20 protein-coding genes and 1 pseudogene are annotated in these 25,577 nt (G+C 63.5%); 9 read left to right on the top strand and 12 right to left on the bottom strand.

Going from position 1 to position 25,577, the window contains the following annotated elements; translation table 11 throughout:
• Positions 1 to 133: 133 nt before the first annotated feature.
• The 7 genes from metC (at position 134) to OKW30_RS27810 (ending at position 9,174) form a co-directional block, all read left to right on the top strand.
• Positions 134 to 1,240, top strand: coding sequence for a cystathionine beta-lyase (metC, locus tag OKW30_RS27780; RefSeq protein ID WP_429349177.1), 1,107 nt, complete (start codon positions 134 to 136; stop codon positions 1,238 to 1,240).
• Between the two features lie 37 nt (positions 1,241 to 1,277).
• A complete protein-coding gene (locus OKW30_RS27785) occupies positions 1,278 to 2,117 on the top strand; it encodes an ABC transporter substrate-binding protein (protein ID WP_262421566.1) in 840 nt (279 codons plus the stop codon).
• Between the two features lie 2 nt (positions 2,118 to 2,119).
• Entirely contained in the window at positions 2,120 to 2,770 is a 651-nt protein-coding gene (locus tag OKW30_RS27790; RefSeq protein WP_090808002.1) for an amino acid ABC transporter permease, read from the top strand.
• On the top strand, positions 2,767 to 3,537 hold the full coding sequence (locus OKW30_RS27795) for an amino acid ABC transporter ATP-binding protein (RefSeq protein ID WP_184030627.1): 771 nt from the start codon (positions 2,767 to 2,769) through the stop codon (positions 3,535 to 3,537). Before OKW30_RS27790 ends, OKW30_RS27795 begins: the two co-directional genes overlap by 4 nt.
• A gap of 291 nt (positions 3,538 to 3,828) precedes the next feature.
• The gene (locus tag OKW30_RS27800) at positions 3,829 to 6,612 is read left to right on the top strand and encodes a LuxR C-terminal-related transcriptional regulator (RefSeq protein WP_429348184.1); all 2,784 of its coding nucleotides are present in this window, start codon (positions 3,829 to 3,831) and stop codon (positions 6,610 to 6,612) included.
• 182 nt (positions 6,613 to 6,794) lie between these two features.
• Positions 6,795 to 7,220: a DUF1801 domain-containing protein gene (locus OKW30_RS27805; protein WP_429348185.1), complete on the top strand. Its 426-nt coding sequence runs from the start codon at positions 6,795 to 6,797 to the stop codon at positions 7,218 to 7,220.
• 220 nt (positions 7,221 to 7,440) lie between these two features.
• Positions 7,441 to 9,174 carry an IlvD/Edd family dehydratase gene (locus OKW30_RS27810; RefSeq protein ID WP_429348186.1) on the top strand — a complete coding sequence of 578 codons (1,734 nt, stop codon included), beginning with the start codon at positions 7,441 to 7,443 and terminating at the stop codon, positions 9,172 to 9,174.
• A 128-nt stretch (positions 9,175 to 9,302) separates the two neighbouring features.
• On the opposite strand, the gene OKW30_RS27815 is transcribed toward OKW30_RS27810, so the two are convergent.
• The 5 genes and pseudogenes from OKW30_RS27815 to OKW30_RS27835 form a co-directional block, all read right to left on the bottom strand.
• Positions 9,303 to 10,358: a serine hydrolase domain-containing protein gene (locus tag OKW30_RS27815; protein WP_429348187.1), complete on the bottom strand. Its 1,056-nt coding sequence runs from the start codon at positions 10,356 to 10,358 to the stop codon at positions 9,303 to 9,305.
• Positions 10,359 to 10,401: 43 nt separating this feature from the next.
• A complete protein-coding gene (locus OKW30_RS27820) occupies positions 10,402 to 11,694 on the bottom strand; it encodes an MFS transporter (protein WP_184073377.1) in 1,293 nt (430 codons plus the stop codon).
• 363 nt (positions 11,695 to 12,057) lie between these two features.
• Positions 12,058 to 13,236, bottom strand: coding sequence for a porin (locus OKW30_RS27825; RefSeq protein ID WP_429348188.1), 1,179 nt, complete (start codon positions 13,234 to 13,236; stop codon positions 12,058 to 12,060).
• A gap of 329 nt (positions 13,237 to 13,565) precedes the next feature.
• A complete protein-coding gene (locus OKW30_RS27830; protein ID WP_429348189.1) occupies positions 13,566 to 14,681 on the bottom strand; it encodes a succinylglutamate desuccinylase/aspartoacylase family protein in 1,116 nt (371 codons plus the stop codon).
• Between the two features lie 267 nt (positions 14,682 to 14,948).
• Positions 14,949 to 15,732, bottom strand: a pseudogene (locus tag OKW30_RS27835) (ABC transporter substrate-binding protein).
• A gap of 650 nt (positions 15,733 to 16,382) precedes the next feature.
• Between OKW30_RS27835 and OKW30_RS27840 the strand changes: the two are divergent.
• Together OKW30_RS27840 and OKW30_RS27845 are read left to right on the top strand one after the other, a co-directional pair.
• The gene (locus OKW30_RS27840; RefSeq protein ID WP_429348190.1) at positions 16,383 to 17,624 is read left to right on the top strand and encodes an extracellular solute-binding protein; all 1,242 of its coding nucleotides are present in this window, start codon (positions 16,383 to 16,385) and stop codon (positions 17,622 to 17,624) included.
• The gene (locus OKW30_RS27845; RefSeq protein ID WP_429348191.1) at positions 17,624 to 19,462 is read left to right on the top strand and encodes a diguanylate cyclase domain-containing protein; all 1,839 of its coding nucleotides are present in this window, start codon (positions 17,624 to 17,626) and stop codon (positions 19,460 to 19,462) included. The genes OKW30_RS27840 and OKW30_RS27845 overlap by 1 nt, the downstream gene beginning before the upstream one ends.
• A gap of 116 nt (positions 19,463 to 19,578) precedes the next feature.
• Here OKW30_RS27845 and OKW30_RS27850 read toward each other — a convergent pair whose 3' ends face one another.
• The 7 genes from OKW30_RS27850 to phnG are packed head-to-tail and all read right to left on the bottom strand — an operon-like array spanning position 19,579 to position 25,501.
• Positions 19,579 to 20,712 (bottom strand): alpha-D-ribose 1-methylphosphonate 5-triphosphate diphosphatase, encoded by a 1,134-nt coding sequence (locus tag OKW30_RS27850; RefSeq protein ID WP_187618100.1) that lies wholly within the window; start codon positions 20,710 to 20,712, stop codon positions 19,579 to 19,581.
• Between the two features lie 36 nt (positions 20,713 to 20,748).
• A complete protein-coding gene (gene phnL, locus OKW30_RS27855) occupies positions 20,749 to 21,525 on the bottom strand; it encodes a phosphonate C-P lyase system protein PhnL (protein WP_429348192.1) in 777 nt (258 codons plus the stop codon).
• 8 nt (positions 21,526 to 21,533) lie between these two features.
• Positions 21,534 to 22,304: a phosphonate C-P lyase system protein PhnK gene (phnK, locus tag OKW30_RS27860; protein WP_187629601.1), complete on the bottom strand. Its 771-nt coding sequence runs from the start codon at positions 22,302 to 22,304 to the stop codon at positions 21,534 to 21,536.
• A complete protein-coding gene (locus OKW30_RS27865; protein WP_429348193.1) occupies positions 22,301 to 23,239 on the bottom strand; it encodes an alpha-D-ribose 1-methylphosphonate 5-phosphate C-P-lyase PhnJ in 939 nt (312 codons plus the stop codon). Before OKW30_RS27865 ends, phnK begins: the two co-directional genes overlap by 4 nt.
• Complete coding sequence (locus OKW30_RS27870) at positions 23,236 to 24,372, bottom strand: carbon-phosphorus lyase complex subunit PhnI (RefSeq protein ID WP_429348194.1); 1,137 nt, start codon at positions 24,370 to 24,372, stop codon at positions 23,236 to 23,238. The genes OKW30_RS27865 and OKW30_RS27870 overlap by 4 nt, the downstream gene beginning before the upstream one ends.
• Positions 24,372 to 24,983: a phosphonate C-P lyase system protein PhnH gene (phnH, locus tag OKW30_RS27875; RefSeq protein ID WP_429348195.1), complete on the bottom strand. Its 612-nt coding sequence runs from the start codon at positions 24,981 to 24,983 to the stop codon at positions 24,372 to 24,374. Before phnH ends, OKW30_RS27870 begins: the two co-directional genes overlap by 1 nt.
• Positions 24,983 to 25,501 (bottom strand): phosphonate C-P lyase system protein PhnG, encoded by a 519-nt coding sequence (gene phnG / locus OKW30_RS27880; RefSeq protein ID WP_429348196.1) that lies wholly within the window; start codon positions 25,499 to 25,501, stop codon positions 24,983 to 24,985. Before phnG ends, phnH begins: the two co-directional genes overlap by 1 nt.
• Between the last annotated feature and the right edge of the window lie 76 nt (positions 25,502 to 25,577).

Below are 25,577 nucleotides of genomic sequence, written 5' to 3' on the forward strand. Positions count from 1 at the left end.
TTTCCGATGTTGATGCAATCCCGGGTGAAAGTAAACTTCGATCATCAATCCACCACGAGGCATCGCCGGGAGCAAGATGACAAGCAATCCCCAGAAAGCGCCGCAGCCGTTCCGCAGCCTGTCCCCATCCGTCATGCGGGCATCGACGGTTGTATTCGATTCTCTGGCCGAGTTTTCGCGCCGCAAGGAGCGGCAACCGGACGGTTACAGCTATGGCATCACCGGAACGCCAACGGCTCGTGAACTGGAGCACCGCATCGCCGAGCTCGAAGGTGGCGCGCATTGCGTGGTGACGCCTTCCGGTCAATCCGCGCTGATGACGACCGTGATGGGCTTCGTGCGCGGCGGCGATCACCTGCTGGTGTCCGCTGCCTGCTACGGCGCGCTCAAGACATTCGCGCATAAGTGGCTGGCGCACTTCGACGTCGAGGTCGAACTGTATCCGCCGGCAATCGGGGCTGCGATTCAAAAGTACATCAAGCCCAACACCCGCATGATCTGCATGGAGTCGCCGGGGACGGTGACGATGGAGATGCCCGACATTCCGGCGATCGTCGAAGTCGCGAAACGTCACGGCGTATTGACGATGATGGACAACACCTGGGCAAGCCCGCTCGCTTTCAAACCGCTCGAACATGGTGTGGATTTCAGCGTCGAAGCCGCGACGAAATTTTTTGGTGGTCATTCGGATCTACTGGCGGGCTGCATCAGCATGAACGACGCGGATTACTACGCGACCTTGCGCGAGACGCAGAGCGTTCTCGGCCAGCAGACCAGCCCTGATGACTGCTTCCTCGTCATGCGCGGCCTGCAAACCCTGAAGGTCCGCTTCGCTGCCCAGAGCGCCTCAACGCTGCAGATTGCGAGGGAACTCGAACGTCACCCGGAAGTGAGCAAGGTGCTGTTCCCGGCACTGCCGTCCGATGCCGGTCATGCCATCTGGAAGCGGGATTTTGCGAGCAGCGGGTGTCTCTTCTCCCTGATCCTCCAGCCCGCGGCGGAGGACGCGTTCAACGCATTCTTCGATACGCTCCAGTATTTCCCCATCGGGGCGAGCTGGGGAGGCGTGCATAGCCTCGCTGCCTACTACCCGGCCCCGTTGCAGGCCGAGCGTGCGTTCCCGCTTACCGACCAGCCTGTCGTGCGCCTTTCGATCGGGCTGGAGGACCCGGCGATGCTGCTTGCGGATCTGAATGCCGGTCTTGACGCATTCGGACGCGCCCGGGCAACCGCTGCGTAGATTTTTAATTCAATTTACCTGGAGGAGCGAGTACGAGATGAAATCAATCAAGGGATGGAGACGCTTTGCCACGGTAGCGAGTTTCGTGACGCTTTCCGCGGCATTCAGTTCACCCGCTACTGTGCAGGCAGCGGATCTTCTCGCGCAGGTGAAGGCGAATGGCACATTGCGCGTGGCCAACACCCAGAGTAGTCCCCCATGGAGCATGCTTGACGAAAACAATCAACCTGTCGGCTATGACGTTGCAATTGCAAAGGAAGTCGGCAAGCGCATTGGCGTGCCGAACGTAGTATTCGTCGCCGATTCGTTCAAGAACTTCGTGGAAGGGTTGAAGACGGGCAAGTACGACCTTGTGATGAACGATCTCACACCTACACCTGAAAGGGAACAACAGGTTGATTTCGGCGTTCCATACGGCGTGGAGGATTTCCGCATTTTCGTACCCGCCGGCAACACAGACATCAAGGGCAAGGAAACCCTTAAAGGCAAGCGAGTGGGAGTGGTCACTGGCTCGAGCAATGAAACATGGGCACGAGCACACCTGCATGACTCCGACATCCGTTCGTACGATAACGGGGGACTCGTCTTCAGCGATCTGGGCAATGGACGTATCGACGCAGTCATCATCTCGCACTTCGGCGGCATGAAGTACGCCAACGTCAACCATTTACCGGTCAAGGAAGTGGGCGAACCCTTGATCTACCAGCTATCAGCGCCGGCTTTGCAGAAAGGCCAACCGGCCCTGCTCGCAGCGGTCGATAAGGCGATTGCAGACATGATGGCTGACGGGACGATCGAGGCCATTGCCAGGAAGTGGGTTGGGCAAGATTACGATATGGCCGGCACGATCACCAAAGCGAAGGCGCACAAGGAGTAGTCATGATCGAGCTTTTCATGCGCTCGCTTCCGCTGTTAAAGAGTGCGGTGCTGATGACACTCTTTCTCGGTTTGTTGTCGTTTGTGCTCGGTTCGACGCTAGGGTTACTGGTCGCCCTGGCTCGTATCTCCAGCATAGGTGCACTACGCGCGTTCGCATTTGCATATGTATCCATCTTCCGTGGCACGCCGCTGCTCGTGCAGATACTGCTGATCTATTTCGGTTTGCCCCGGTACGGTCTGACACTTGACCCGGTTCCCGCCGCGCTCCTCGCGCTCACGCTGTTTTCGGCCGCGTATCTGAGCGAGAACTTCCGTTCCGGCATCAACGCGGTGGACAAGGGCCAGTGGGAAGCTGCGATGTCGCTGGGCATGGGTTACTGGAAAGCCATGTCGCGGGTTATTCTTCCCCAAGGACTACGCATCGCCATTCCGCCTGTCGGCAGCCGCATGATTGCACTCATCAAAGATACATCCCTCGCTTCGACAATTACGGTGGTAGAACTGACCCGCGTCGCCGACCAGGTCGGTGCCTCCACCTTCCGCTACATGGAAATGTTCCTGATGGTCGGCCTGATCTACTGGGGCATCAACCAGATTCTCACGATAGTCCAGACCGTCCTCGAGAATCGCATTTCGAGGCGTTTTGTATGAATACTGATATCAGGACGATTGAAGTCCGTGGACTTTCGAAGGCATTTGGCGACAACCAGGTCTTGCGCGGCGTCGATTTCAGCGTATCGAAAGGCGAGGTTGTCGTTGTAATGGGTCCCTCCGGGTCGGGCAAGACCACGCTGCTGCGCTCGCTGAACTTCCTCGAGGTACCGGATGCCGGCAGCGTGACAGTATGCGGCATTGATGTCGAATGCAACGGTTTGTCAAAACCGTCACGCCAGAATCAGAAGAAGATCCGCGCGATCCGCCAGCGCACCGCGATGGTGTTCCAGTCGTTTAACCTCTTTCCGCACAGGACAGCACTGGAAAACGTGATGGAAGGTCCGGTCAGCGTCAAGGGTGTCCCTCGTGCGCAAGCGTCGGAGCGCGCAATTCACCTGCTGACACAGGTTGGCCTGGCCGCAAAAGCCAACGAATATCCGGCACGGCTGTCCGGCGGTCAGAAGCAGCGCGTAGCGATCGCGCGGGCGCTCGCGATGGATCCGGAGGTCATCTTCTTCGACGAGCCCACGTCTGCTCTCGATCCAGCGCTGCGGGAGGATGTCCTGACCGTCATGCGCGACGTTGCCAAAGCGGGCATGACGATGCTGATCGTCACGCACGAAGTGCGGTTTGCGCGAGATGTAGCGGATCGGGTTGTTTTTATGGACGGCGGCGTGGTTGCCGAAGACACGACACCGCAAGCCTTCTTTGGTGAAGGCAGCAGTCCACGGGTAAGGCAGTTTCTGCATCTGATCGAGACCTGAGTATTGAATACGCCGCGACACCGCCTCGAATCACGCGTAGGGCTTCCGTTGCAAAAGCGTTGGCGGAAGAGTTCGTGCTTTATCGCAAGGAGCAGGAGAGGCGGAAAGCGTCGGCGACGTAACACAGCCCGCTAGCTCAACCGCAAACTCCGCAATACGTCGAGCACATACTTAAGATAGCGAGCAATTCGTGTCTAGTACTAAAGCAATTCAACGTATGCATAAAACGTCCCCCGTGCAGACAATGGAGACGTCCTTTTGGGCGGTGGTTCGGCGGGATGGGGAATAGTCATGGAAGCCTCTTCAAACAGTGCCGATCGCGAGTGGAGCGTGTCATTGATCCAGACCAAAATGATCGCGCCGCGTATTCCGTCCGGCTGCGTGCAACGGCTTGCTTTACTCAACAGGCTCGATGAGCGACGACCAGGCAGCGTCGTCGTCGTGACGGCGCCGGCGGGCTTTGGCAAGACCACGTTGCTGACCGGATGGAGCGAAGCGCTGTCGGAGGAAAAGCACCCGGTCGCGTGGCTCAGCCTCGACGGAGAAGACGATGACCCGCAACTGTTCGTCGCCTATCTGGTGGCGGCGCTGTCCCGCGTGGCGGAGGACATCGCGTGGCAAGCGCAGCAATTGCTGAAACTCGATTCACTGACGCCGATCAGAACAGTCATTTCGGTGCTGTTGAATGGCATTGCCGGATGCGGCCGCAGCGTTTTCCTCGTACTCGATGACGTCGATCGTGTGACCGCGAAACCGGTGCTGGCGGTGATCTCTCGTCTGCTGCGCTATGCGCCTGAGAACATGCACGTCATGCTTGGCGCGCGCGCCGAACCCGCGTTGACGCTCGGGCAACTTCGAACGCCGGAGAAGCTGATGCGCATCGGCGCCGAGGATCTGCGCTTTTCGATCGACGATGCACAGTCGTTTTTCGACCGGACAGGTACGGTGCGGCTCGAACGAAGCCACATCGAGCTGTTGAACGAAACGACCGAAGGATGGGTCGCGGGTCTCCAGCTGGCCTCGCTTGCGTTAGGTCAGATGCGTGACACGTCCAGGCTCGCCGACAATCTGGCGGGCCCGGGTTCAGGAATCGACCGCTACCTGAACGATACGGTCCTCGCGCATTTGCCGCCGCCGATTCTGACGTTCCTGCTGCACACATCGATTCTCGAGCGGCTCAGCCCCGGTGTATGCGATGCGATCATGGGGGATGAAGACGGCGAAAGCGGAGAAAAGCTCGACTGGCTTGAACGGCACAACGTCTTCATCCGATCACTGGACGAAAGGCAAGACTGGTTTCGCTATCACGCAGTGCTATCCGATGCGCTGCGACGGCGTCTCATGCGCCAGATGCCGCAACAGATTCCGGTGCTGCATCGTCGCGCATGCCAATGGTTTGCGGCGCAACGTCTGTGGCCCGAAGCGGTCCGTCATGCTCTGGCCGCCGGCGATTTCGAACTGGCGACGCAGTGGGCGGAGAACTGCGCAATAGACATGCTGGAGCGCGGCGACCCCTACGCGCTGCTCGGTTGGATCAACAAGCTTCCGCCCGATGCCGTTCGTGGACGGTTGCGTTTGCGCCTTGCCAAAGCATGGGCGCTTGCGTTCTCGCTTCAGATCACCCGAGCGTCGAAGGAAATCGGCACGATTGTCGACGAATTCAACCGGAAGCATCGCGCGGATGGTGGCGTGATCGACGAAGCGATGCTGGCCGAGGTCAACGTGGTTGCTGCACTGGTCGCCGGTATCGGTGACGACAGCGAGCGTGCGCTTGAACTGGGATGCGCGGTGGACGCGTGCGGTGTGGCAGTTGCACCGTGGGTCAAGCATTACTCGCAAACAGTGCAATTCTTCGGGTTGATCTATCGGGGCAGATTCGACCAGATCCTTCGTATATGGGACCTCGTCAAAGACCGCACGGAAGCCAATCCCGAGCCGCACCACTCGGACCTGCTGCGAGACTCGATGTATGGTATCGCCGCGCTGGTGCATGGCGAGCTGGCCGAGGCGAGACGAACGTTCGAAGCGACGTTGCGGCGCGCCGAGCGTGCTCTGGGGGCTTCGGCGGCTGGCGTGGCGAGCATCGCCGGTTGTGTTGCATACATCTGCTACGAGTGCAATGAACTGCCGAAAGCGCGGGAGATGGTTGCCGGCCGCACGAACATCGTATTGGAGAGCGCTCCGATGGGTGCGCTGGTGCGACACATACTTGCCGCGGCACGCCTGCTGTGGCGTGACGGGGAGACGGGTTCGGCGCTGGCCGTTCTCGAAGACGGCCGTCAGGTCGCGTTGACCCGGCAATGGTTGCGTCTGAAGCTTACCTGCGATGCCGAAGCGGTGCGATTGCTGATCGAAGCCGGCAACCTGGCGCAAGCGAAGCGGATCGCCGACGAGCTGAGCGGGAGCGTCCCAGCACTATGTGAAGGGCGGAATGGATCGGCTATCGAGAGCTGGACGTACTATTGCATTCTGCAGGCCCGCGTTCAGATGGCCGAAGGCCTCGCTGCCAAAGCTGTCGTGCTTCTCGAGCGCTCGCTCGATACGGTCGCCGCAATGGGCTGGCGTGGCTCCGAGGCGCTCGTTTCGCTTCTGCTTGCCCGTGCGCTTGAACAATGCGGGGAAACCGACAGGGCGCTCGCTATACTCGGCCGCGCGCTGAGCATTGGGGGTGCGATCGGTATCGTCAACAGCTTCGTCGATGAAGGGCAGCCCGTGCGCGCACTATTGCAACGGTTTCGCCGAGGATCGGGCAGCATGGTGACCGCGGAAATGGCCTATGCCGACAGATTGCTCGCGGCGTTCGACGCACGCGATGGTTCCCAATCCGTTCCCCCGAGGTCTGTCAGGGTCATGACAACATCGTCAGATATCCTGAGTGTCAGGGAGTTGGAGATCCTCAACTGCGTTGCGCTCGGACTTTCCAACAAGGAAATCGGGCGATCGTTGAAACTGGCGCCCGAGACCGTCAAATGGCATCTGAAGAACATTTTCGAAAAGCTCAACGTGAGTTCGCGCATCGAAGCCGTGCAGAGCGTCCTGGGTTTTGGCGTTGGCGAGGGGCGCGCCGCAATGTAGCGGTGCGAGGTGGTTCCAGAAGCGCCCCGGCTTGGACATTGCGAGCGACGACGCGAATTTTTCTGCGGAATGGCCGGCCGCGAGCTTATCGAAGTCAATACGCGTGCGGGCCAACCGCGAACACGACCGGAGATTACAATGGCCAGATTGTTACGGCATCCTGCCGTTTTGACCTCACTCCAATGAACGCATCCGAACGTATCGACGAACTGATCGCGGGACTCACCGACTGGCGCGGCGTAACCTTCGCTCGCATCCGTCGATGCGTGCTCGCGGCGGACCCGGCGATCGTCGAGGAATTCAAGTGGATGGGTAGCCCGGTCTGGTCGCGCGACGGCATGATCGCGGTCGCCAACGCGCACAAGGGTAAGGTCAAGCTGACCTTCGCGCATGGGGCGGGCCTGGCCGACCCGGACGGCTTGTTCAACGCAGGCCTCGAAGGCAACGCGCGGCGCGCGATCGACTTCTTCGAGAGCGACGGGGTCGACGAGCGCGCACTGAAAGCGCTGGTGCGCGCCGCAATCGACTATAACCAGAATCATCTCAAGAAGAACATGCGCGGTGCACTGCCGAAAGCCGGCCGTAAGCGGGCGTCCGGCGACGCCTGAGGCCGGCACAGTTTGCTCGCCAGCCCCGCCGCGAACCCCGGTGAGTCGATACCAGAATTGATATCGATATCGCCAAAAATATAATTGGAAAGATATCGACTCGCTCCGTACACTTCACCATCCCTGGACCCTGAGCGGCAACCTTGCGCCGTAGCGCCGGGCGGGCCGCTTCAGTCAAATTGGCCGGTGAGGGTCCCGGCACATGCATCAAGGACCTAGCATGTCGGAAAAAAAGCGGAAATTGCGCTCGGCCGAGTGGTTCGGCACGGCTGACAAGAACGGCTTCATGTATCGAAGCTGGATGAAGAATCAGGGCATTCCCGATCATGAGTTCGACGGGCGTCCCGTGATCGGTATCTGCAACACGTGGTCCGAGCTGACGCCGTGCAACGCGCACTTTCGCAAGCTCGCCGAGCACGTGAAGCGCGGCGTCTATGAAGCGGGCGGCTTCCCGGTCGAGTTCCCGGTGTTTTCCAACGGCGAATCGAATCTGCGTCCGACCGCGATGCTCACGCGCAATCTCGCGGCGATGGATGTCGAGGAGGCAATCCGCGGCAATCCGATCGACGCGGTCGTGCTGCTGACCGGCTGCGACAAGACGACCCCCGCGCTGCTGATGGGCGCGGCGAGCTGCGACGTGCCGGCGATCGTCGTGACCGGCGGCCCGATGCTGAACGGCAAGCTCGACGGCAAGAACATCGGCTCTGGCACCGCGGTGTGGCAGCTGCACGAATCGCTGAAGGCCGGCGAGATCGATCTGCATCAGTTCCTGTCGGCCGAGGCGGGCATGTCGCGCTCGGCGGGCACCTGCAACACGATGGGCACCGCGTCGACGATGGCCTGCATGGCCGAGGCGCTCGGCACGTCGCTGCCGCACAACGCGGCGATTCCCGCGGTCGACTCGCGCCGCTACGTGCTTGCGCATATGTCGGGAATCCGGATCGTCGACATGGCGCTCGAAGACCTGAAGCTGTCGAAGATCCTCACGCGCGAGGCGTTCGTCAACGCGATTCGCGTCAATGCGGCGATCGGCGGCTCGACCAACGCGGTGATTCATCTGAAGGCGATCGCGGGGCGCATCGGTATCGATCTCGAACTCGACGACTGGGTGCGCATCGGCCGCGACACGCCGACGATCGTCGACCTGATGCCGTCGGGCCGTTTCCTGATGGAAGAGTTTTATTACGCGGGCGGCCTGCCGGCCGTGCTGCGCCGGCTCGGCGAAGCGAACCTGCTGCCGCATCCGGACGCGTTGACGGTCAACGGCAAGTCGCTGTGGGACAACGTGAAGGATGCACCCAACACCAACGACGAAGTGATCCGTCCGCTCGACAAGCCGCTCGTCGCCGATGGCGGCATCCGCGTGCTGCGCGGCAATCTCGCGCCGCGCGGCGCGGTGCTGAAGCCGTCGGCGGCGACACCCGGGTTGCTCAAGCATCGCGGACGCGCGGTCGTGTTCGAGAACCTGGAGCACTACAAGGCGCGCATCGTCGACGAGACGCTCGACGTCGACGCGAATTCGGTGTTGGTGATGAAGAACTGCGGGCCGAAGGGTTATCCGGGCATGGCCGAAGTCGGCAACATGGGCCTGCCGCCGAAGCTGCTGAGGCAGGGCGTGAAGGACATGGTGCGCATTTCCGATGCGCGCATGAGCGGCACCGCCTACGGCACCGTGGTGCTGCACGTGACGCCGGAAGCGGCGGCCGGCGGCCCGCTCGCCGCGGTGCAGGACGGCGACTGGATCGAGCTCGATTGCGACGCGGGCACGCTGCACCTCGATGTCAGCGACGCGGAACTCGAGCGCCGTCTCGCGCAGCATGTGCCGCCCCCGCCGCCGGAAGGTGGCGGCTACCGGCGCCTGTATATCGATCACGTGCTGCAGGCCGATGAGGGTTGCGACCTCGACTTCCTCGTGGGGTGTCGAGGTTCCGCGGTGCCGCGGCATTCGCACTGACGCGCCGTTGCAACGGCAACGGCTCGGCCCATGACCGTGCGGGCGATGCATTCGTGCATCGCCCGCATTTTTTTGATCTGTCGTTGGCGTTCGCGGCGCAGCTGCCTTGGAAGGTGCGCCGCTAACGGCTATTGGCCGAGGTTGTCGACCGCGTCGAGCACGAGCCCGAAGAACTCGTTCGCCGCGGCCGGATTCAGCCAGCGCACGACCACCGTCATGCGCCGCTCCGGTTCGACCCACGTGAACGAACTGCCTGCGCCGACACCGAAATAGCTCGACTCCGGCACGTTCGGGAACACCTTGCGCCCGGTGTTGAGCCACACGAGGTAGCCATAGAACGGCGCGATCGCGCACGGCGTGCGCATGCGCGCGATCCATTCGGACGACAGCACGCGCTGGCCGTTCGCGACGCCGTCGTCGAGCAGCATCTGTGCGACCTTCAACTGATCGTTCGCGCTGACCGATATGCCGCCGCCCCAGTGCGTGCCGCCCGGCACCGACTGCATGCGTCGCCCGTCGATTTCGACCCACGCATTATCGTAGCCGACCCATTGCCAGTTTTCGCTCGCGCCCGAAGGCCGCATGATCGCTTCGCGAAACACCTCGGGCAGCGGCTGACGGAACAGATGCAGCAGCGCGAGCGAGAACTGGTTGATGCGGACGTCGTTGTATTCCCAGTACGTGCCCGGCCGTTGCGGCGGACGCAGATCGCCTTTTTTGCCATCGGGCGGCGCGGCGAAATTGACTGCACGGTAGTGATCCGCCTGATCCGACAAACCGAAGTACGTGCCGCGCCATTCGCTCGTTTGCTGCAGCAGATGCGCCCAGCTGATCGGCGCGTTGTGTTCGTCGTCGAAGCCGATGTCGGGTACGCGCACGCGCACCGGTTCGTCGACGTCGGGCAACAGGCCGCGATCGTGAGCGACGCCGGCCAGCAGCGCGAGGTACATCTTCGCGACACTGAAGGTCAGGTCGGCGCGATCCGGTTCGCCCCAGCTCGTCAGCACGCGGCCGTCGACCGCGATCGCGCCCGACACCGGCCCGCGATCATGCACGGGACCGAGCAGCCTGTTCCACGGCGGCGGGTCGTTCACGTGCACACCCCATGCGCCGCCCACATGGCGGTCCCAAAGCGATTCATGATCCACCGCGAACTGCACGGCTTGCTGCAAACGGTCTTGCATGGATAAGGTCCTGTCGGTTCAACGAAGCCCGCGAGGCAGAAACTCAGCGTGCGTGCAGTCGCACGCGTGCCCACATCACGGTGAAAAGGCTGAGCACGGCCGCGAGCATCAGATAGAGTCCGGGCGCGAGATTATTGCCGGTCGCCGCGATCAGCGCGGCAACGGCGAGCGGCGTGAAGCCCCCGAACACGGTGGTGCCGATGTTGTAGCCGAACGCCATGCCGGTCGTGCGCGTGCGGGTCGGGAACAACTCGGACATCAAGGCCGGAATCGGCGCGAAGTAGGTCGCCTTCAGCAACGCGACCCACGTGACCGCGGCAAGCAACGAGCCGAGCGACGGGCGCGCGTTCATCAGCACGAAGGCGGGATACACGGTCGCGAAGAACAGCACGCCGGCGCCGAGCATGATGCGCACGCGGCCCACCTTGTCCGACAGATGACCGACCACCGGCGTGAGCATCATCATGATCAGACCGGCCGCGAGCGTCGCGATGAAGCCCGACGACGGTGCGAGTCCGAGCTGCCGCGCCGCGTAGGTCGGCATGTAGAGCAGCATGTAGTTGGCCGTGGTGGTCAGCACGAGCACGCCGATCGACACGAGCACCCGTTCCTTTTGCGTCGCGAGCAGTTCTCGCACCGGCGCGGCGGATTTTTCCGCGCGCTCGAACTCCGGCGTTTCGTCGATGCGGCGGCGAATGTAGAGCCCGACCGGACCGATCAGCATGCCGAACAGGAACGGAATGCGCCAGCCCCAGCCTTCGAGTTGCGCGGTCGTCAGCGTGCTCGTCAACACCGCGCCGAACAGCGACGCCAGCACCGTGCTCGCGCCCTGGCTCGAGAACTGCCAGCTCGCCATGAAGCCTTTGCGCTCCGGCGCATGTTCGATCAGAAACGCGGTCGAACTGCCGAACTCGCCGCCCGCCGAGAATCCCTGCAACAGCCGCGACGCGAATACGCCGATCGGCGCGAGCACGCCGATCGCCGCATACGACGGCATCAACGCGATCATGCTGGTGCCGAGCGTCATCATCGCAATCGATAGCGTCAACGATGCCTTGCGGCCTTTGCGGTCGCTGAACGAGCCGAGCGCGAGCGCGCCGATCGGTCGCGCGAGATACGACAGCGCGAAGGTGCCGAGCGTGAGCAGCAGCGACACGGTGCGGTCGTGCACCGGAAAAAACGTGCGCGACAGCACGGCCGCGAAGTAGCCGTACACGACCAGATCGTAGAACTCCAGTGCGTTGCCGATCGAGGTCGCGAGAATCAGCCGCGATACGCTCGAGCGCGAAGTGTGCCGCGCGAGCGCGTCGGCGGTGGTGACGGAGTCCATGCTCATGACGAAGTCCTCTGGCGGCATTGGGAGGCGCGCCGGCAGTGTCGCGTGAGCGGCGCGGGCGCGGGATCGAAGCGTGTGACCCGATGTTGGGGTGGACGATATTTATAGACAATTACAATATTTGGCAGATATCGTTGCCGAAACGGCAAAGCAGAATCGAGATGACCCAGCTATTCGATATCGCATGCAGTCTCGAAGGCCTCGCGTTCGATCCGGCGTTCGTCGAATTGCTGACGGGCGCGATCGAGAATCCGGCGTTGCCCGACCGACTTCGCGCCGCAAAAGAAAAAGCGCCCCGTAGGGCGCTTTCCATCGATTCGATCAGGCAGGGAACACAGATGTTCCCCACCGCGAACCGTCTGCTTAGAACTTGTGACGCAGACCGAGACGGAACGCCAGCTGGTTGTCGGCGCCGACGCCCGACGTGCTGAAGTAGCTCGAGCTCGAACCGATCTGTGCCTGCAGATCCTGCGTGCCGTTGCGGCCCGACGCGATCTGATAGATGCCCAGCACGTACACGTCCGTGCGCTTCGACAGCGCGTAGTCGCCGCTCAGGTTCACCTGGTTCCAGTGACCGACGTTCGCGCCGCTCAGGTGCATGTACGTGTAGCCCGCGCCTGCCGTGATAGCCGGCGTGATTGCGTACTTCGCGCCTGCTTCGTAGGCGGCGAACGTGGTCGACCCACCCGAGATCGGTGCGAGGCGCGTGTTCGTGTACAGGGCCCACAGCGTCGCCGGGCCGAATGCGTAGCGGCCGCCAACGCCGAACGTGCGCAGATCCTGGATCTGGCCGTTGCCGATCGTCGGGAAGGTGACGTTTGCCAGCGAAGTCGAGAAGGCCGGCGATGCCTGGCCCGGATAACGGATGTCCGTGTACGCCGCGCCGATACCGAACGGGCCGTTCGCGTAGTTCGCGCCGAAGCTGTAAGCGCGCGACGAACCTGCCACCGGGGCAGCGGACGTGCCCGTACCCGGCGTGCCGGCAAAGCCGCCTGCCGTGTTCGAGAAGCCGTACATCGCGCCGAAGGTCAGGCCGGAGAAGTTCGCGCTGCTGAACTTGACCGAGTTGTTGATACGGCTCGACGTGAGCTGGTCGACGTCGTTGATGTGGTAAGCGTAGTTGCCCGCGACGGTCTGGCCGCCGGTCGCGTAGTTGGAGCCGAGGTAGTCGGTCGAGAACGAGTACTGGCGACCGAACGTCAGCGAGCCGACGTTGTTCTGCGACACGCCGACGTACGCCTGGCGCCCGAACATCGCGCCGCCCTGGCCGGCGGTGCCGTTCCCGCTGTTGAAGCCGTTTTCCAACACGAACAGCGCCTTCAGGCCGTTACCGAGGTCTTCCGTGCCACGCAGGCCCCAACGGCTGCCGTTCGCGACGCCGTCGTCGTACTTGGTCAGGCTGCTGTGGCCGGTGGCCGTTTTCGAGTTGTTCACGTAGCTGATACCGGCATCGATCAGGCCGTACAGCGTGACGCTGCTTTGTGCGTGAGCGGCGGAGGCGAAGACGGCAAACGTAGCGGCGGTCAGGATTTTCTTGTTCAACATACTTCTCCGAGTTAGCAAATTTTGGCGATCGCGACGCGCTGCTCTGCGGCAACGTCGCGCGATGGCCGGCAATTTAAGGGAACGCTGAGTAAGGTATGTGACACTGAAAGATATCTTTCACGGTGTCGTGTCGGCGCGACACTTTGCGTGTGCGCCAGCAGCGGATGTATCGGTGGCGGGGCGGGTCGGTCGACCCTGGAGCGAGGCTGGACGCGTGGCAGCGAATCGCCCGCCTGGCGGCGGGCGATGGGTGATTTCAGCTGGTGCGTGAAAATTCAGTTACATGGCCGGCCGCGACAGCAGCGACGGTCGCAGCGGCTCTGGCGTCAGTTGCTCAGCAACGAGCCGCTGCGGAACGGCGTCTGGCCGGCGATGCGCGCGAATTCGAGGCCGGCCGTCGCGAACCGCGCCAGATGCCGCGCGTACAGCACGCCGGCCACGGTGTTTTTGATCGTGACGACGCGGTCCGTCAACGGATCGACGATGTCCGCGATTTCCTGGCCCACGTCCACCCACGTGCCGACCGCGCAGCGGTAGACGAGCACGCCGCTGATCGGCGCGACGAGCGGCTCGGCGCCTGCGAGCGGCGTCGCCGCGAATTCGAGCGCCGGCATCGGCGCCGGCTCGCCGTCGACTACGCCGCGCGAGGTCAGATACTCGATGATCGCCTGCGCGTCTTTTTCCGCGAGTTCGTACGACACATCGCGCTGGCCGCGCAGCTCGATCGTGACCGAGATGCCGCCGTTCGGGATCGGGAAGCGCTCGCCGAAACGGCCGCGCAGATCCGACCAGCAGAAGCTGTGGATCTCGTCGAACGGATTGCCGACCGAATTCAGCGCGAGCAGCGACGCCTTCGCGTCCAGGTAGCGCGCGAGCGGCTCGACTTCGGGCCACAGGTCCGGATTGGTGTACAGGTGCATCGCGGCTTCCCAGTCGCAATGCAGATCGAGCACGACGTCGGCGTCGTACGAGAGCTTTTGCAGCGCGAGGCGTTGCGAGCCGAGTTCGGTGGTCGGCTGCTGCGCGTCGAGCGCTTCGCGCATCGCCGTGCGGATGGCGGCGCGGTTCGCGTCGATGTCGCTGGTCAGACGCGATTCGATGAACGGCTGCACGAGTTCCGCGAGGTCGTAGAAGTTGCGGTTGAAGTTCTGCGCGCTGCCGGTTTCGAAGCGGCCGAGCATCTGGCCGAGCAGATGCTGATTAAGGCCGATCGGATTCGGCACCGGCACGACCACGACTTCGCCACGCAGCTTGCCCGCGGCTTCGAGCGCGGCCAGCTTGCGGCGCAGCGACCACGACACCAGCATCCCGGGCAGTTCGTCCGCATGCAGCGACGACTGGATATAGATTTTCTGGCCGCCGCCGGGACCGTAGTGGAAACTCGTCAGTTCACGGGCGGTGCCAAGCGACGGGGCGATCAGCGGATGGGTCAGGGTTTGCATGGTTTTGGCTTCGCGGCCCGGTCGGAGCAGCCGCGCTAGGTGGTTGATTGCAAGGGGAAAGATGCGCGCCGGCAGCGCGCGTGGTCCGCATGCGCGGACTGCGGCAACCTGTCTCAGGGGAGCCGCGTCTCGCACGATCTTAGCCGATATGCCACACGATGTGGCTTGATGTGGCTAGATGTGGAGCCGCAAAAACAAAACGGGCTCCGCGTCGCGGAGCCCGTTTCGGACACGCTGCCGGCGCGCCGTACGGCGCGCGTGGGCAATTTAGCTGCCGTACACGTCGAAGTCGAAGTACTTCTTCTCGATCTTCTTGTAGGTGCCGTCCTTGATCATGTCGGCGATCGCCTTGTCGACCTTCACCTTCAGATCGGTGTCTTCCTTGCGCATGCCGATGCCGGCGCCATTGCCGAGGATCTTCGGATCGTCGAGGTCCTTGCCGACGAACGCGAAGCCCTTGCCGCGCGGCGTCTTCAGGAAGCCCTGGTCAGCCTGCACCGCGTCTTGCAGCGCTGCGTCCAGACGGCCCGAGATCAGGTCGGCATAGACCTGGTCCTGGTTCTGATACGCCACGACTTTCGCGCCCGCCGGTTCCCAGTAGGTCTTCGCGTAGGTTTCCTGGATGGTGCCCTGTTCGACGCCCACCGTCTTGCCCTTCAGCGATTCAGCGGTCGGCAGGATGCCCGAGCCCTGCTTCGCGACGAGGCGCGTCGGCGTGTTGAACAGCTTCGACGAGAAAGCGATCTGTTCGGCGCGTTGCGGCGTCATCGACATCGACGACAGCACCGCCGTCGAACTTCTTCGCCTTCAGTGCCGGGATCATGCCGTCGAAGTCGTTTTCCACCCACACGCACTTCGCACCGACGCGCTTGCAGATTTCGTTGCCGAGGTCGATATCGAAGCCAACGAGCTTGCCGTCCGCGCCTTTCGACTCGAACGGGGGATAGCTGGCATCAACACCAAAACGGATCGTCGACCAATCTTTAGCGTGCGCGCCAATCGAGACGGTGGCAAGCAGAGCAACCGTCAAAGCCGCTAGCAGTTTTTTCACTGTTTTTACTCCTCGGTGTAGTTCAATTACGCCCTCGGCGGTTGTGCCGCCTCGGGACGCCCGGCGCGACTCGCAAACGGGCTTCTGGTCAGGATGCAAGCCGGGGTGGCCTGCAACGCGCGCCAAGCTTATCAGTTCAAAAATATTGGGAAGCTAGTAAAACACCGGATGGCGCGGAGGAGGCCCTCTAGAGCAACGCTTGCGCCCCAGCCGGTGTGGCCGGATCGTACACCGTTGGTAGGGTTTGCGTAACGCGGATGCAATGCACGAGCGGTAATACGAAGGGCCGGCGAGCGTAATCGACTGGGATTTACGCCGGTTTTCTCGCGAGTTCACCGAAGACCGGTTTGAAACGCGAGTTTGAAACGTGGACGGATCGTTAAAGCTCGCGGCTGAATTTGCCGTTAATTAAGAACAGCCTCGAGGCTATTGCCTTGCACGTTATTACCAGCACCGATATTTTTGCCCCGCCGTTTCGAACCGGTGCAAAAACAAAGGCTTTGGCGCTATCATCGATGCTCCCTGCGTTGGACGCCGGCCGCCCGCGCAGGCGGGGATCGCTCGGGCGCAGGTCGTCGGACGGCCGTCAAGATTCAAATTCCGCGCGTTTGCGCTCGCTCACATGGCCTTTCTGCTCAACGGTGTTATGCATGCACACGATGTTGTTCACGGCGGATCGAACAGGCTGTCGTAAACAGACTTTTAAGCGACGAATCACGAGCGCCGGCGTGCGGGCTCGCGCGGCATTATTGCAACGCCGTTTTTTTGACAGTTTTTTGTCGAGCGTTACATCGGAATTTTCATCGATTGGCGCATCCGGATTTTCGTGCGACGTTTTTTCCGGGTTTTTACCCCGCGTGTCGCGCGTTCTGATAGGCGCATTGCTGTGCGCGGGTTTCGGCGCGGCGACGCCCGCAGCGGCCGCCGAGAAAGTGCTGCACGTTCTCGCATGGCCCGGCTATGCGGACCCGGACGTCGTGAAGGCGTTCGAAGCGCGCTACGGCGCGAAGGTCGAGGTCACGCTCGTCGATTCCGATGAGGCGCTGTGGGCGCAGATGCACAGCAAGGGCGCGCCGCCGTTCGACGTACTCGCCGCCAACACCGCCGAAATCCGCCGCTATACGCAGGCGAATCTGCTCGCGCCGCTCGATCTCGCGAGTCTGCCGAATACGAAGAAGCAGTTGCCGCGTTTCCAGGCGCTCGGCTCGATCGACGGCCTGACCTCGGCGGGCAAGGTATACGCGATTCCGTTCACGTATTCGTCGATGGGACTCATCTACGATCGCAAGCAGATTCCGGTTGCGCCGCATTCGATGCTCGAACTGTGGAACCCGCGCTATCGTGGCAAGGTGCTCGACTTCAATAGCGCGCAGCACAACTTCTCGTTCACCGCGCTTGCGCTCGGCTATCCGCATCCGTTTCAACTCGACCCCGCGCAGATGCGTACGATCGCGCACAAGCTCGTCGATCTGCGCCGCAACCTGCTGACCTACTACACGCTGCCCGAGGAGGCGACCGCATTCTTCATCCAGCACAAGGTCGCGTTGATGTTCGGCAACTACGGCACGCAGCAGGTGCAGTTGCTGCGGCGCGCGGGCGCCGACGTCGGCTACGTGATTCCGGACGAAGGCGCGCTCGCGTGGCTCGATTGCTGGTCGATGACGCGCGCGGCGAGCGACCAGCCGCTCGCGCTCGCATGGATCAACTACATGCTCGAGCCGAGCGTGAGCGCGTTGCTGACACAGCGCCAGGGGCTCGCGAACACGCTGACCGAGCCGGCCGAAGGCAGCGCCAACGCGCACATCGTCTGGATCAGTCCGGTGGAAGATATCGAGCGCCGCGAGCAACTGTGGACGCGCATCGTGTCGGGCGACCGTTCGGAGCGCTTCTGATGCTGCATCGCGGCCTGACCTTCAAGCTATCCGTGCTGCTCGCGTGCATCGGCGTGCTGGCGTCGGGCGCGACCGGCTATTACGCGTATCGCGCGAATCGCACGATGCTGGTCAACGAAGCGGAGCACAGCCTGCAGACGTCGACGGAGCTGCTCGGCCAGCGCATCGCGGTATCGATCGACGACGTCGCGGCGGACGCGCTCGTGCTCGCGACGATGCCGTCGTCGGTGAGCGTCGCGCAGACCGACGACGGTATCGGCCCGAACCTCGGCCGCGAGCGGCTCGCGCAGGTGTATTCGAGCTTCATGCTGCACCACCCGGAGTATCTGCAGGTGCGGCTGATCACGCGGCAGCATCACGGTCTCGAACTGATCCGTTTCGATCGCGACAGCGATGGCCTCGTGCGCGTAGAGGGTGACGATTTGCAGGAAAAAGCTCAGTTTCCCTACGTATTCGAAACGCTCGCGTTTTCGCCGGGCCGCATCTACACGTCGCCGATTTCGGTCAATCACGAATCCGGCACGCATGCGGCGCAAGGCAAGCCGACGCTGCGTCTCGGCACGCCGATCGCGGATGCGCGCGGCACGGTGGTCGGCGTCGTCGTAATCGACGTCGATCTGGCCGGCATGCTGCGGCGTTTGCAGAGCGATCTGCCGAGCGACTATCAGGTCTATCTGGCGAACGAGTGGGGCGACTTCCTGATCCATCCCGACGCGTCGAAAACCTTCGGCTTCGACCGCGGCCGGCGCGTGCTGATGCAGGACAGCTTCCCGGCCACGAAGCAGCTGTTCGAGCAACGCCAAAGCGAGGTGCTCATCAACGGTCTCGCGAGACCCGGCGAGGCGGCCGGCCGTGTGCTCGCGTTCGTGCGGCGGCCGTTCGGCGGTTCCGAGGGCAACCGCTTCATCGTGCTCGGTCTCGCGAAGCCGCTCGAGGACGTGCTGACCGGCGCCAATCAGCTCGGTACGCGGATCATTCGCATGGTGCTGGTGTTCAGCGCATTGTCGGTACTGCTGGCGATCCTGTTCGCGCGAGCGCTGACCAAGCCGCTGCATCTGCTCGCGTATGCGGCGACGCACCTGTTCGCCGACCACGCGATGCACACCTTACCGCTCAAACGCACCGACGAAATCGGCGTGCTCGCGCGCTGCTTCGAGCGTTTGCGTTGCGAAATCCGCGCGCAGATGGATACGCTGCACAGCAAGCAGAGCGAGCTCGTGCATCTGGCCTCGCACGACGTGCTGACCGGTTTGCCGAACCGCATGCTGTTCATGCAGAAGCTCGAGAACGCGATCGAGGAGGCAAGCTTCCGCCGCGAAGGCCTCGCCGTGCTGTTCGTCGACCTCGACCGCTTCAAGCAGATCAACGATCAGTTCGGTCACTCGGTCGGCGACAAGGTGCTGGTCGCGGTCGCACGCCGTCTGAAGGACGTGCTGTATGCCGGGGACGTGGTCGCGCGGCTGGGCGGCGACGAATTCATCGTGCTGATCGAAGGGCAGCGCGCGGCCGAGGTCACGCCAGAAATCGCCGAGCGCATCATGGACGCGCTGAACGAAACGCTGACCGTCGACGGCAATAGCATGACGGTCGGCGCGAGCATCGGCATCAGCGAGTTCCCGCACGACAGCGGCAATGCCGAGGAACTGCTGCTGAACGCCGATGCCGCGATGTATGCGGCGAAATCGGGTGGCCGTTGCGCGTATCTGCGCTATCAGGATCTGCTCGCCATGCGACTCGACGAACAGGCTGGGCAGGCGAGGTCTGCCCAGGCCCAGCTGGCCCAGGCGCACGCCGCGCGCGATGCGACCGAGGGGCGCGAGGCGGAGCCCACCGCGTGACGCGGTTTTACCCGCGCCGCTGAGGGTTTTCTATTGCCACGCCGCGATCGCGCCGCGAATGAGCCGGAGCGTGTGCCGTTGTCGACCTGAGACGCAGGCGCGCTCAACCAGCCCACTCAAACGATCCGCACCCCTGCGCGATAAGTCGCGCGCGGCACCGGCAGCTTGTCGAGCATCGTCACGCGCACGAGATCCGCGCGCAGGCCGGGCTCGATCGCGCCGCGGTCCGTGAGACCGGCGGTGCGCGCCGGCTCGGCCGAGACCGTTGCCATCGCGCGCGGCAGCGACCAGCCCGCTTTTTCGACGAGATCGAACACCGCGGTCAGCAAGCTCGACGGCACGTAATCCGACGACAGAATGTCGAGCAGGTCCGCGCGCGCGAGTTCCAGCGCCGACACGTTGCCCGAATGCGAGCCGCCACGCACGATGTTCGGCGCGCCCATGATCGTCGCGATGCCATGCTCGCGCGCGGCTTGCGCGGCGATGCGCGTGGTCGGGAATTCGGCGAGCACGATGCCCTCGGCCTTCGCCTGTTCGACGTGCTCGATCAGCGTGTCGTCGTGGCTCGCGACCGGAATGCCGAGCCGCCGGCAACGCGCGACGATCTCGCGGCGGTGCTCATCCGCGTAACGCTCCTGTTCGACCGCGAGTTCGGCGAGCGTGCTCGCGACACGCTCGTCGCTCATCTTGCCGTTGCGCTCCTGGAAGCGGCGCCATTGCTCGGGGTCGTGCCATTGGCGCTGGCCCGGCGTATGGTCCATCACCGACGCGAGCCGCAGCAGCGGATGCGCGCACAGCGAATCGAATACCTCGAGCACGTCGGCGGTCGCGATCTCGCAGCGCAGATGCAGAAAGTGCTCGGCGCGCAGCAGTCGACGTGTGGACAGCCGCAGCAGCGAATCGGCGCATTGCGTTTGCACATCGCGGTTACGCAGCCCAACGCTCGAGCGCGAGCCGATGGCGAGCGCGTCGAATACCGTCGTGATGCCGGCTGCGGCGACCTGCGCGTCGTGAATCACGAAGGCCGCGTCGGTATTCCATTCGACGCCGGGACGCGGCACGAGGTGCTTCTCGAGGTTGTCCGTATGCAGTTCGATCAGACCGGGCAGCAGATAATCGCCGTCCCAGTCTTCGGCGTCGCGCGCCAAACCCGCGCCGCGTTCGACGTCGCGAATCACGCCGTCTTCCACGCGCACGGTGCCAATGAATTCTTCGTCTCGCGTCACGATGCGAGCGTTGCTGATCAACATCGACTTGCTCCGTAGTCAGTCGGGACTGGTGTCAATTTAGTGCCGCAGCGGCGGCCGCAGTTCCAGGCGGCGCGTCGCGACCTTGTTGCGGGTCTCTTCGTCGTGAAAGATACCAACGATCGCCGCGCCGCGCTCGCGCGCCTCGACGATCAGATCGGCCACAACGTCGCGGTTTTCCGCATCGAGCGAAGCGGTCGGTTCGTCGAGCAGCAGCAGCGGATGTTCGGCGATCAAACCTCGCGCGATGTTCACGCGTTGCTGTTCGCCGCCCGAAAATGTCGCGGGCGCGAGGGACCACAGACGTTCCGGCACGTTCAGCCGCGCGAGCAATTCAGCGGCGCGCGCGTTTGCTTCAGGTTCGGCGACGCCGTGCAAGACCAGCGGCTCGGCGACCAGCGCAAGCGTCGGCACGCGCGGGATCACGCGCAAAAACTGGCTCACATAGCCGACCACGCGACGGCGCAGCCGCAGCACGTCACGCGCTTCGGCACCGGTGATTGCAATGGGCCGACCGTGATCGCTGGTGTCGCGAATCGCAATCGAGCCGGTGCTCGCCAGATAGTTGCCGTACAGACAGCGCAGCAGCGTGCTCTTGCCCGCACCCGACGGCCCGACCAGCACCACGCATTCACCGCGCTCGACCTCTAGCGACACGTTCGCGAGCGCGTCGATCCGCACACCGCCCTGGCCGTGCAGCGTGAAAGTCTTGCCGATGCCGATGGCGCGCAGCATCAGCGCCGCGTTGTCGGCGAAAGCGCGCTCGCCGTGGCGTGCATCGCTGCCTGCTTCATTGACTACCTCAGTGGATTGCATCGTGAGCCTCAAACCGGCAGAACCGAGGAAACCAGCGTTTGCGTATACGGGTGCTGCGGATCGTCGAGCACCTGATCGGTCAGACCCGCCTCGACGACTTCGCCCCCCTGCATCACCATCAGCCGATGCGCGAGCAGACGCGCGACGCCGATATCGTGCGTGACGATCAGCACCGACAGATGCAGCGTCGAGCTCAGCGTGCGCAGCAAATCGAGCAGACGCGCCTGCACGGACACGTCGAGACCGGCGGTCGGTTCGTCCATGAACACCAGACGCGGACCGGTGACGAGATTGCGCGCGATCTGCAGACGTTGCTGCATACCGCCCGAAAACGCGGCGGGGAATTCGTCGATGCGCGTGGGGTCGAGCTCGACGTGCTCCATCCATTGCGTGGCTGTGCGGCGAATTTCGCCGTAGTGGCGCGCGCCGACCGCCATCAATGGCTCGCCGATGTTGGCGCCGGCCGATACGCCGCTGCGCAGGCCGTCGCGCGGATTCTGCTGCACGAAGCCCCACTCGGTGCGCGTCAGCAGACGGCGGCGCGGCTCGGACAGCGCGCGCAGATCGAGCGAGTCGCCATGCGACGCGGTGTAGTGCAGCGAGCCGCTATCGGCCTCGGTCTTCAGCGCCAGCGTGTTGAGCAGCGTGGTCTTGCCCGAACCCGATTCACCGACGATGCACAGCACTTCGCCCGGATACAGATCGAAACTCACGTTGCGGCAACCGTTGCGGCCGCCATATTGTTTGGTGAGCGCGCGTGCGCTCAGAAGCGGCGTCATGCGGATTCTCCTTCGCGCGTGGCGTGGGGCAGCGGCGCTTGCGCTTCGATAGCGCCGTCGCCGTCGCCGCGCCGCCCGTGACAGTAGTCGCTGTCCGAGCACACGAACATGCGCGTGCCCGCATCGTCGACGATCATCTCGTCGAGAAAGCTTTCCTTCGATCCGCACAGCGCACACGCGTGCTGCCACTTCTGCACTTCGAACGGATGATCGTCGAAGTCGAGGCTGCGCACCGGCGTATAGGGCGGAATCGCGTGAATGCGGCGCTCGCGGCCCGCGCCGAACAGTTGCAGCGCGGCGTTCATATGCATCTTCGGATTGTCGAACTTCGGGATCGGCGACGGCGAGCTCAGATAGCGATGATTGACGATCACGGGGTAGTCGTACGTGGTCGCGATGCTGCCGTGATGCACGATGTCCTCGTACAGTTTCACGCTGATCAGCCCGTAATCGGCGAGCGCATGCAGCGTCTTGCATTCGGCGACGCGCGGCTCGAGCCGGTACAGCGGCTCGGGCATCGGCACCTGATAGACGAGGATCTGCTGCTCGGTCAACGGCGTTTCGGGAATCCGGTGCCGCGTCTGGATGATCGTCGCTTCGCTCGTGTGCCGCGTGGTCGCCACACCCGTGGTGCGCGCGAAGAAGCGGCGGATGTTGACGGCGTTGGTGGTTTCGTCGGAGCCCTGATCGATGACCTTCAGCGTGTCCGTCCTGCCGATGATCGCGGCCGTCACCTGGATGCCGCCGGTGCCCCAGCCATACGGCAGCGGCATTTCGCGCGACGCGAACGGCACCTGGTAGCCCGGCACGGCGACTGCCTTCAGCAGCGCGCGGCGCAGCATGCGCTTGGTCTGCTCGTCGAGATACGCGAAGTTGTAGCCGTGCGCGGCGGTGTCGCATGAGGTGTTGGCAACAGCGGTGTCGGGCGCGTTCATGCTGCCTGCTCCTTGTCGGTGGCGTGGCTTGTTTCATCGTTGCTGCGATGCTGCGCGCGCAAACGCCGCACCAGCTCCAGCTCCGCCTGGAAGTCGACGTAATGCGGCAGCTTCAGGTGCTGCACGAAGCCCGACGCCTCGACGTTGTCGCTATGCGACAGCATGAACTCGATGTCCTGCGTCGGTGACGCGAGCGTCTCGCCGAGTTCTTCGGCGCGCAACGCGCGATCGACGAGCGCCATCGCCATCGCCTTGCGCTCCGAGTGGCCGAACGCGAGGCCGTAGCCCTGCGTGAAGGTCGGCGGCACCGTGCCGCTGCCCGCGAACTGGTTGATCATCTGGCATTCGGTGATGTCGATATCGCCGATGTCGACCGCTTCGCCGAGTTCGTCGAGGTCCATCTCGACCGCGATCGTGCCGAAACGGATCTCGCCCGCGAACGGATGCGAGTGCGCGTAGCCGCGTTGCGTCGCATAGCCCATCGCGAGCAGAAAGCCTTCGTCGCCGCGCGCGAGATTTTGCAGACGCGTCGCGCGGCTCGCCGGAAACGCGAGCGGTTCACGCGACAGGTCGCCGGGTTCCGCGCCGTCGGGTGTCGGGCGCTCCTGTTCGATCAGGCCTTCCTTGTCGAGCAGCGACACGACTCGCGGCATCGATTCTGACGCTGGCGGTTCTTGCGGAACGGGCGCGTTGCCGCGCGTCACGTCCTGCCGCGCGCCATCACCATCGGCCAGCAACGCGAAATCGAGCAGACGCTGCGTGTAGTCATAGGTCGCGCCGAGCAGCTGGCCGCCGGGCAGGTCCTTGAAGGTCGCCGAGATGCGCCGCTCGACCTGCATCGTTTCGGTATCGATGGCGCGCGTATAGCCGAAGCGCGGCAACGTGGTGCGATACGCGCGCAGCAGGAAAATCGCCTCGACCAGATCGCCGGCCGCCTGCTTGATTGCGAGCGCCGCAAGCTGCTCGTCGTAGACCGAGCCTTCGGTCATCACGCGTGCGACCGCGAGCCGCAACTGCTCGCGAATCTGCGCGACGCTCAGCTCGGCGATTCGCGTATCGCCGCGGCGCGCTTTGTCGAGCAGGCGCCACGACGCTTCGATCGCGCGTTCTCCACCTTTGACGGCAACGTACATCAGTTCACCTTCGCTTCGGTTGTGCGCGGCAGGCCGATCACGCGCGGGCCGCAAACCAGATAACAGTCGATGCCGCACGGAAACAGCGGCGCGAGCATTGCGCGTTCTTGCCAGAACCGCGCGGGAAGACCGACCGGCGAAATCGTTTCGGCATCCAGAATGCCGGGGCCGCTCAGCGTGACCGCTGCGCCGCCCGTCAGCGCGTCGACGCGGATCAGCAACGTGGCCGATTGTTCCGGTGACTCGGCGCTGCCGGGCGCGAAGCTTTCGAGCGATGGCAACGCGTCGGCATCGTGCACATACACGAACGCGGCGTTGCCGGGCGCATCGACGAGCGGCGCGCCGGTATGAAAACGCAATGCCGACGCGAGCGCGGGATCAGGCTGCGCGAGCCACACCGGCGTCGCGTAGTCGCAGAGCGTCAGCAGTGCGGCAAACGCGGCGGGTTCGACCGGCGTGTTGCGCAACTCGGGCAGCACGTCGCGGATCACGCCGATCGTGCCGGGCCGCGACAACGCGTCGAGCAGCGTGCGAAACACGGTCTGGGTGTCGTGGACCGGGTCCGCGAAACCCGGCGTCAGCGTGGACAACGCAATCGGTGAACGTTCCATCAGTCGCCTCGCACCATCGTGAAGAATTCGACGCGCGTCGCCGCGACGTCCTGTTGCTGTTGCGCGCCCCGGGCCTGCTGTTGCGCGGCGAATGGCTCGATCAATTGACGATGCAGGCTGTCGTGATGCTCGGGCATCTGCAGCAAGGCATCGGCGAGCGCGGCAAGTTCGGCGCGACGGCGGTCGCGTCCCAGATGGCAGGCGACGCCGACGGTGGCTTCGGCGTCGCCGCTGGCATGCAGACGCAGCGTGGCGCGCGTAACCGTGGCTTCGCCGAGATTGAACGGATCGCCGCTGCCGCCGATGCGCCCGCGCACCATCGCGAGGCCGATTTCAGGGGGGCGCAGCCAGTCGTAGGCGGGGGTGGTGGGGCGGCCTTGCAGCGCGCGCTGCAGCGCGGCTTCGAGGTCGGCGCGCGGCGTGCGCGCCAGCACGGCCATCCAGGCGCGCCGCGCCGCCGAAGACACGGCCGGCAACGGCGAAGACGGTGGATGGGGTGGAACGGAACTCGGGCTCATCGGATTTCCTGTCGATCCAGCGAGTGGATATTGAAGCATCTATTCATCTAAACGTCTAGACGTTTATAAGCATAGT

The organism is Paraburkholderia sp. Clong3, from assembly GCF_050436485.1.
In the GTDB taxonomy this organism is placed as follows: domain Bacteria; phylum Pseudomonadota; class Gammaproteobacteria; order Burkholderiales; family Burkholderiaceae; genus Paraburkholderia; species Paraburkholderia tuberum.

Coding starts and splice junctions, on each gene's coding strand:
- OKW30_RS27795 (WP_184030627.1), top strand. CDS start 2,767: ATGAATACTGATATCAGGACGATTGAAGTCCGTGGACTTTCGAAGGCA.
- OKW30_RS27800 (WP_429348184.1), top strand. CDS start 3,829: ATGGAAGCCTCTTCAAACAGTGCCGATCGCGAGTGGAGCGTGTCATTG.
- OKW30_RS27805 (WP_429348185.1), top strand. CDS start 6,795: ATGAACGCATCCGAACGTATCGACGAACTGATCGCGGGACTCACCGAC.
- OKW30_RS27865 (WP_429348193.1), bottom strand. CDS start 23,239: ATGAACGCGCCCGACACCGCTGTTGCCAACACCTCATGCGACACCGCC.
- phnL (WP_429348192.1), bottom strand. CDS start 21,525: ATGCAATCCACTGAGGTAGTCAATGAAGCAGGCAGCGATGCACGCCAC.
- metC (WP_429349177.1), top strand. CDS start 134: ATGCGGGCATCGACGGTTGTATTCGATTCTCTGGCCGAGTTTTCGCGC.
- OKW30_RS27840 (WP_429348190.1), top strand. CDS start 16,383: ATGCACACGATGTTGTTCACGGCGGATCGAACAGGCTGTCGTAAACAG.
- OKW30_RS27830 (WP_429348189.1), bottom strand. CDS start 14,681: ATGCAAACCCTGACCCATCCGCTGATCGCCCCGTCGCTTGGCACCGCC.
- OKW30_RS27815 (WP_429348187.1), bottom strand. CDS start 10,358: ATGCAAGACCGTTTGCAGCAAGCCGTGCAGTTCGCGGTGGATCATGAA.
- OKW30_RS27785 (WP_262421566.1), top strand. CDS start 1,278: ATGAAATCAATCAAGGGATGGAGACGCTTTGCCACGGTAGCGAGTTTC.
- phnH (WP_429348195.1), bottom strand. CDS start 24,983: ATGGAACGTTCACCGATTGCGTTGTCCACGCTGACGCCGGGTTTCGCG.
- OKW30_RS27820 (WP_184073377.1), bottom strand. CDS start 11,694: ATGAGCATGGACTCCGTCACCACCGCCGACGCGCTCGCGCGGCACACT.
- phnG (WP_429348196.1), bottom strand. CDS start 25,501: ATGAGCCCGAGTTCCGTTCCACCCCATCCACCGTCTTCGCCGTTGCCG.
- OKW30_RS27870 (WP_429348194.1), bottom strand. CDS start 24,372: ATGTACGTTGCCGTCAAAGGTGGAGAACGCGCGATCGAAGCGTCGTGG.
- OKW30_RS27810 (WP_429348186.1), top strand. CDS start 7,441: ATGTCGGAAAAAAAGCGGAAATTGCGCTCGGCCGAGTGGTTCGGCACG.
- phnK (WP_187629601.1), bottom strand. CDS start 22,304: ATGACGCCGCTTCTGAGCGCACGCGCGCTCACCAAACAATATGGCGGC.
- OKW30_RS27845 (WP_429348191.1), top strand. CDS start 17,624: ATGCTGCATCGCGGCCTGACCTTCAAGCTATCCGTGCTGCTCGCGTGC.
- OKW30_RS27850 (WP_187618100.1), bottom strand. CDS start 20,712: ATGTTGATCAGCAACGCTCGCATCGTGACGCGAGACGAAGAATTCATT.
- OKW30_RS27790 (WP_090808002.1), top strand. CDS start 2,120: ATGATCGAGCTTTTCATGCGCTCGCTTCCGCTGTTAAAGAGTGCGGTG.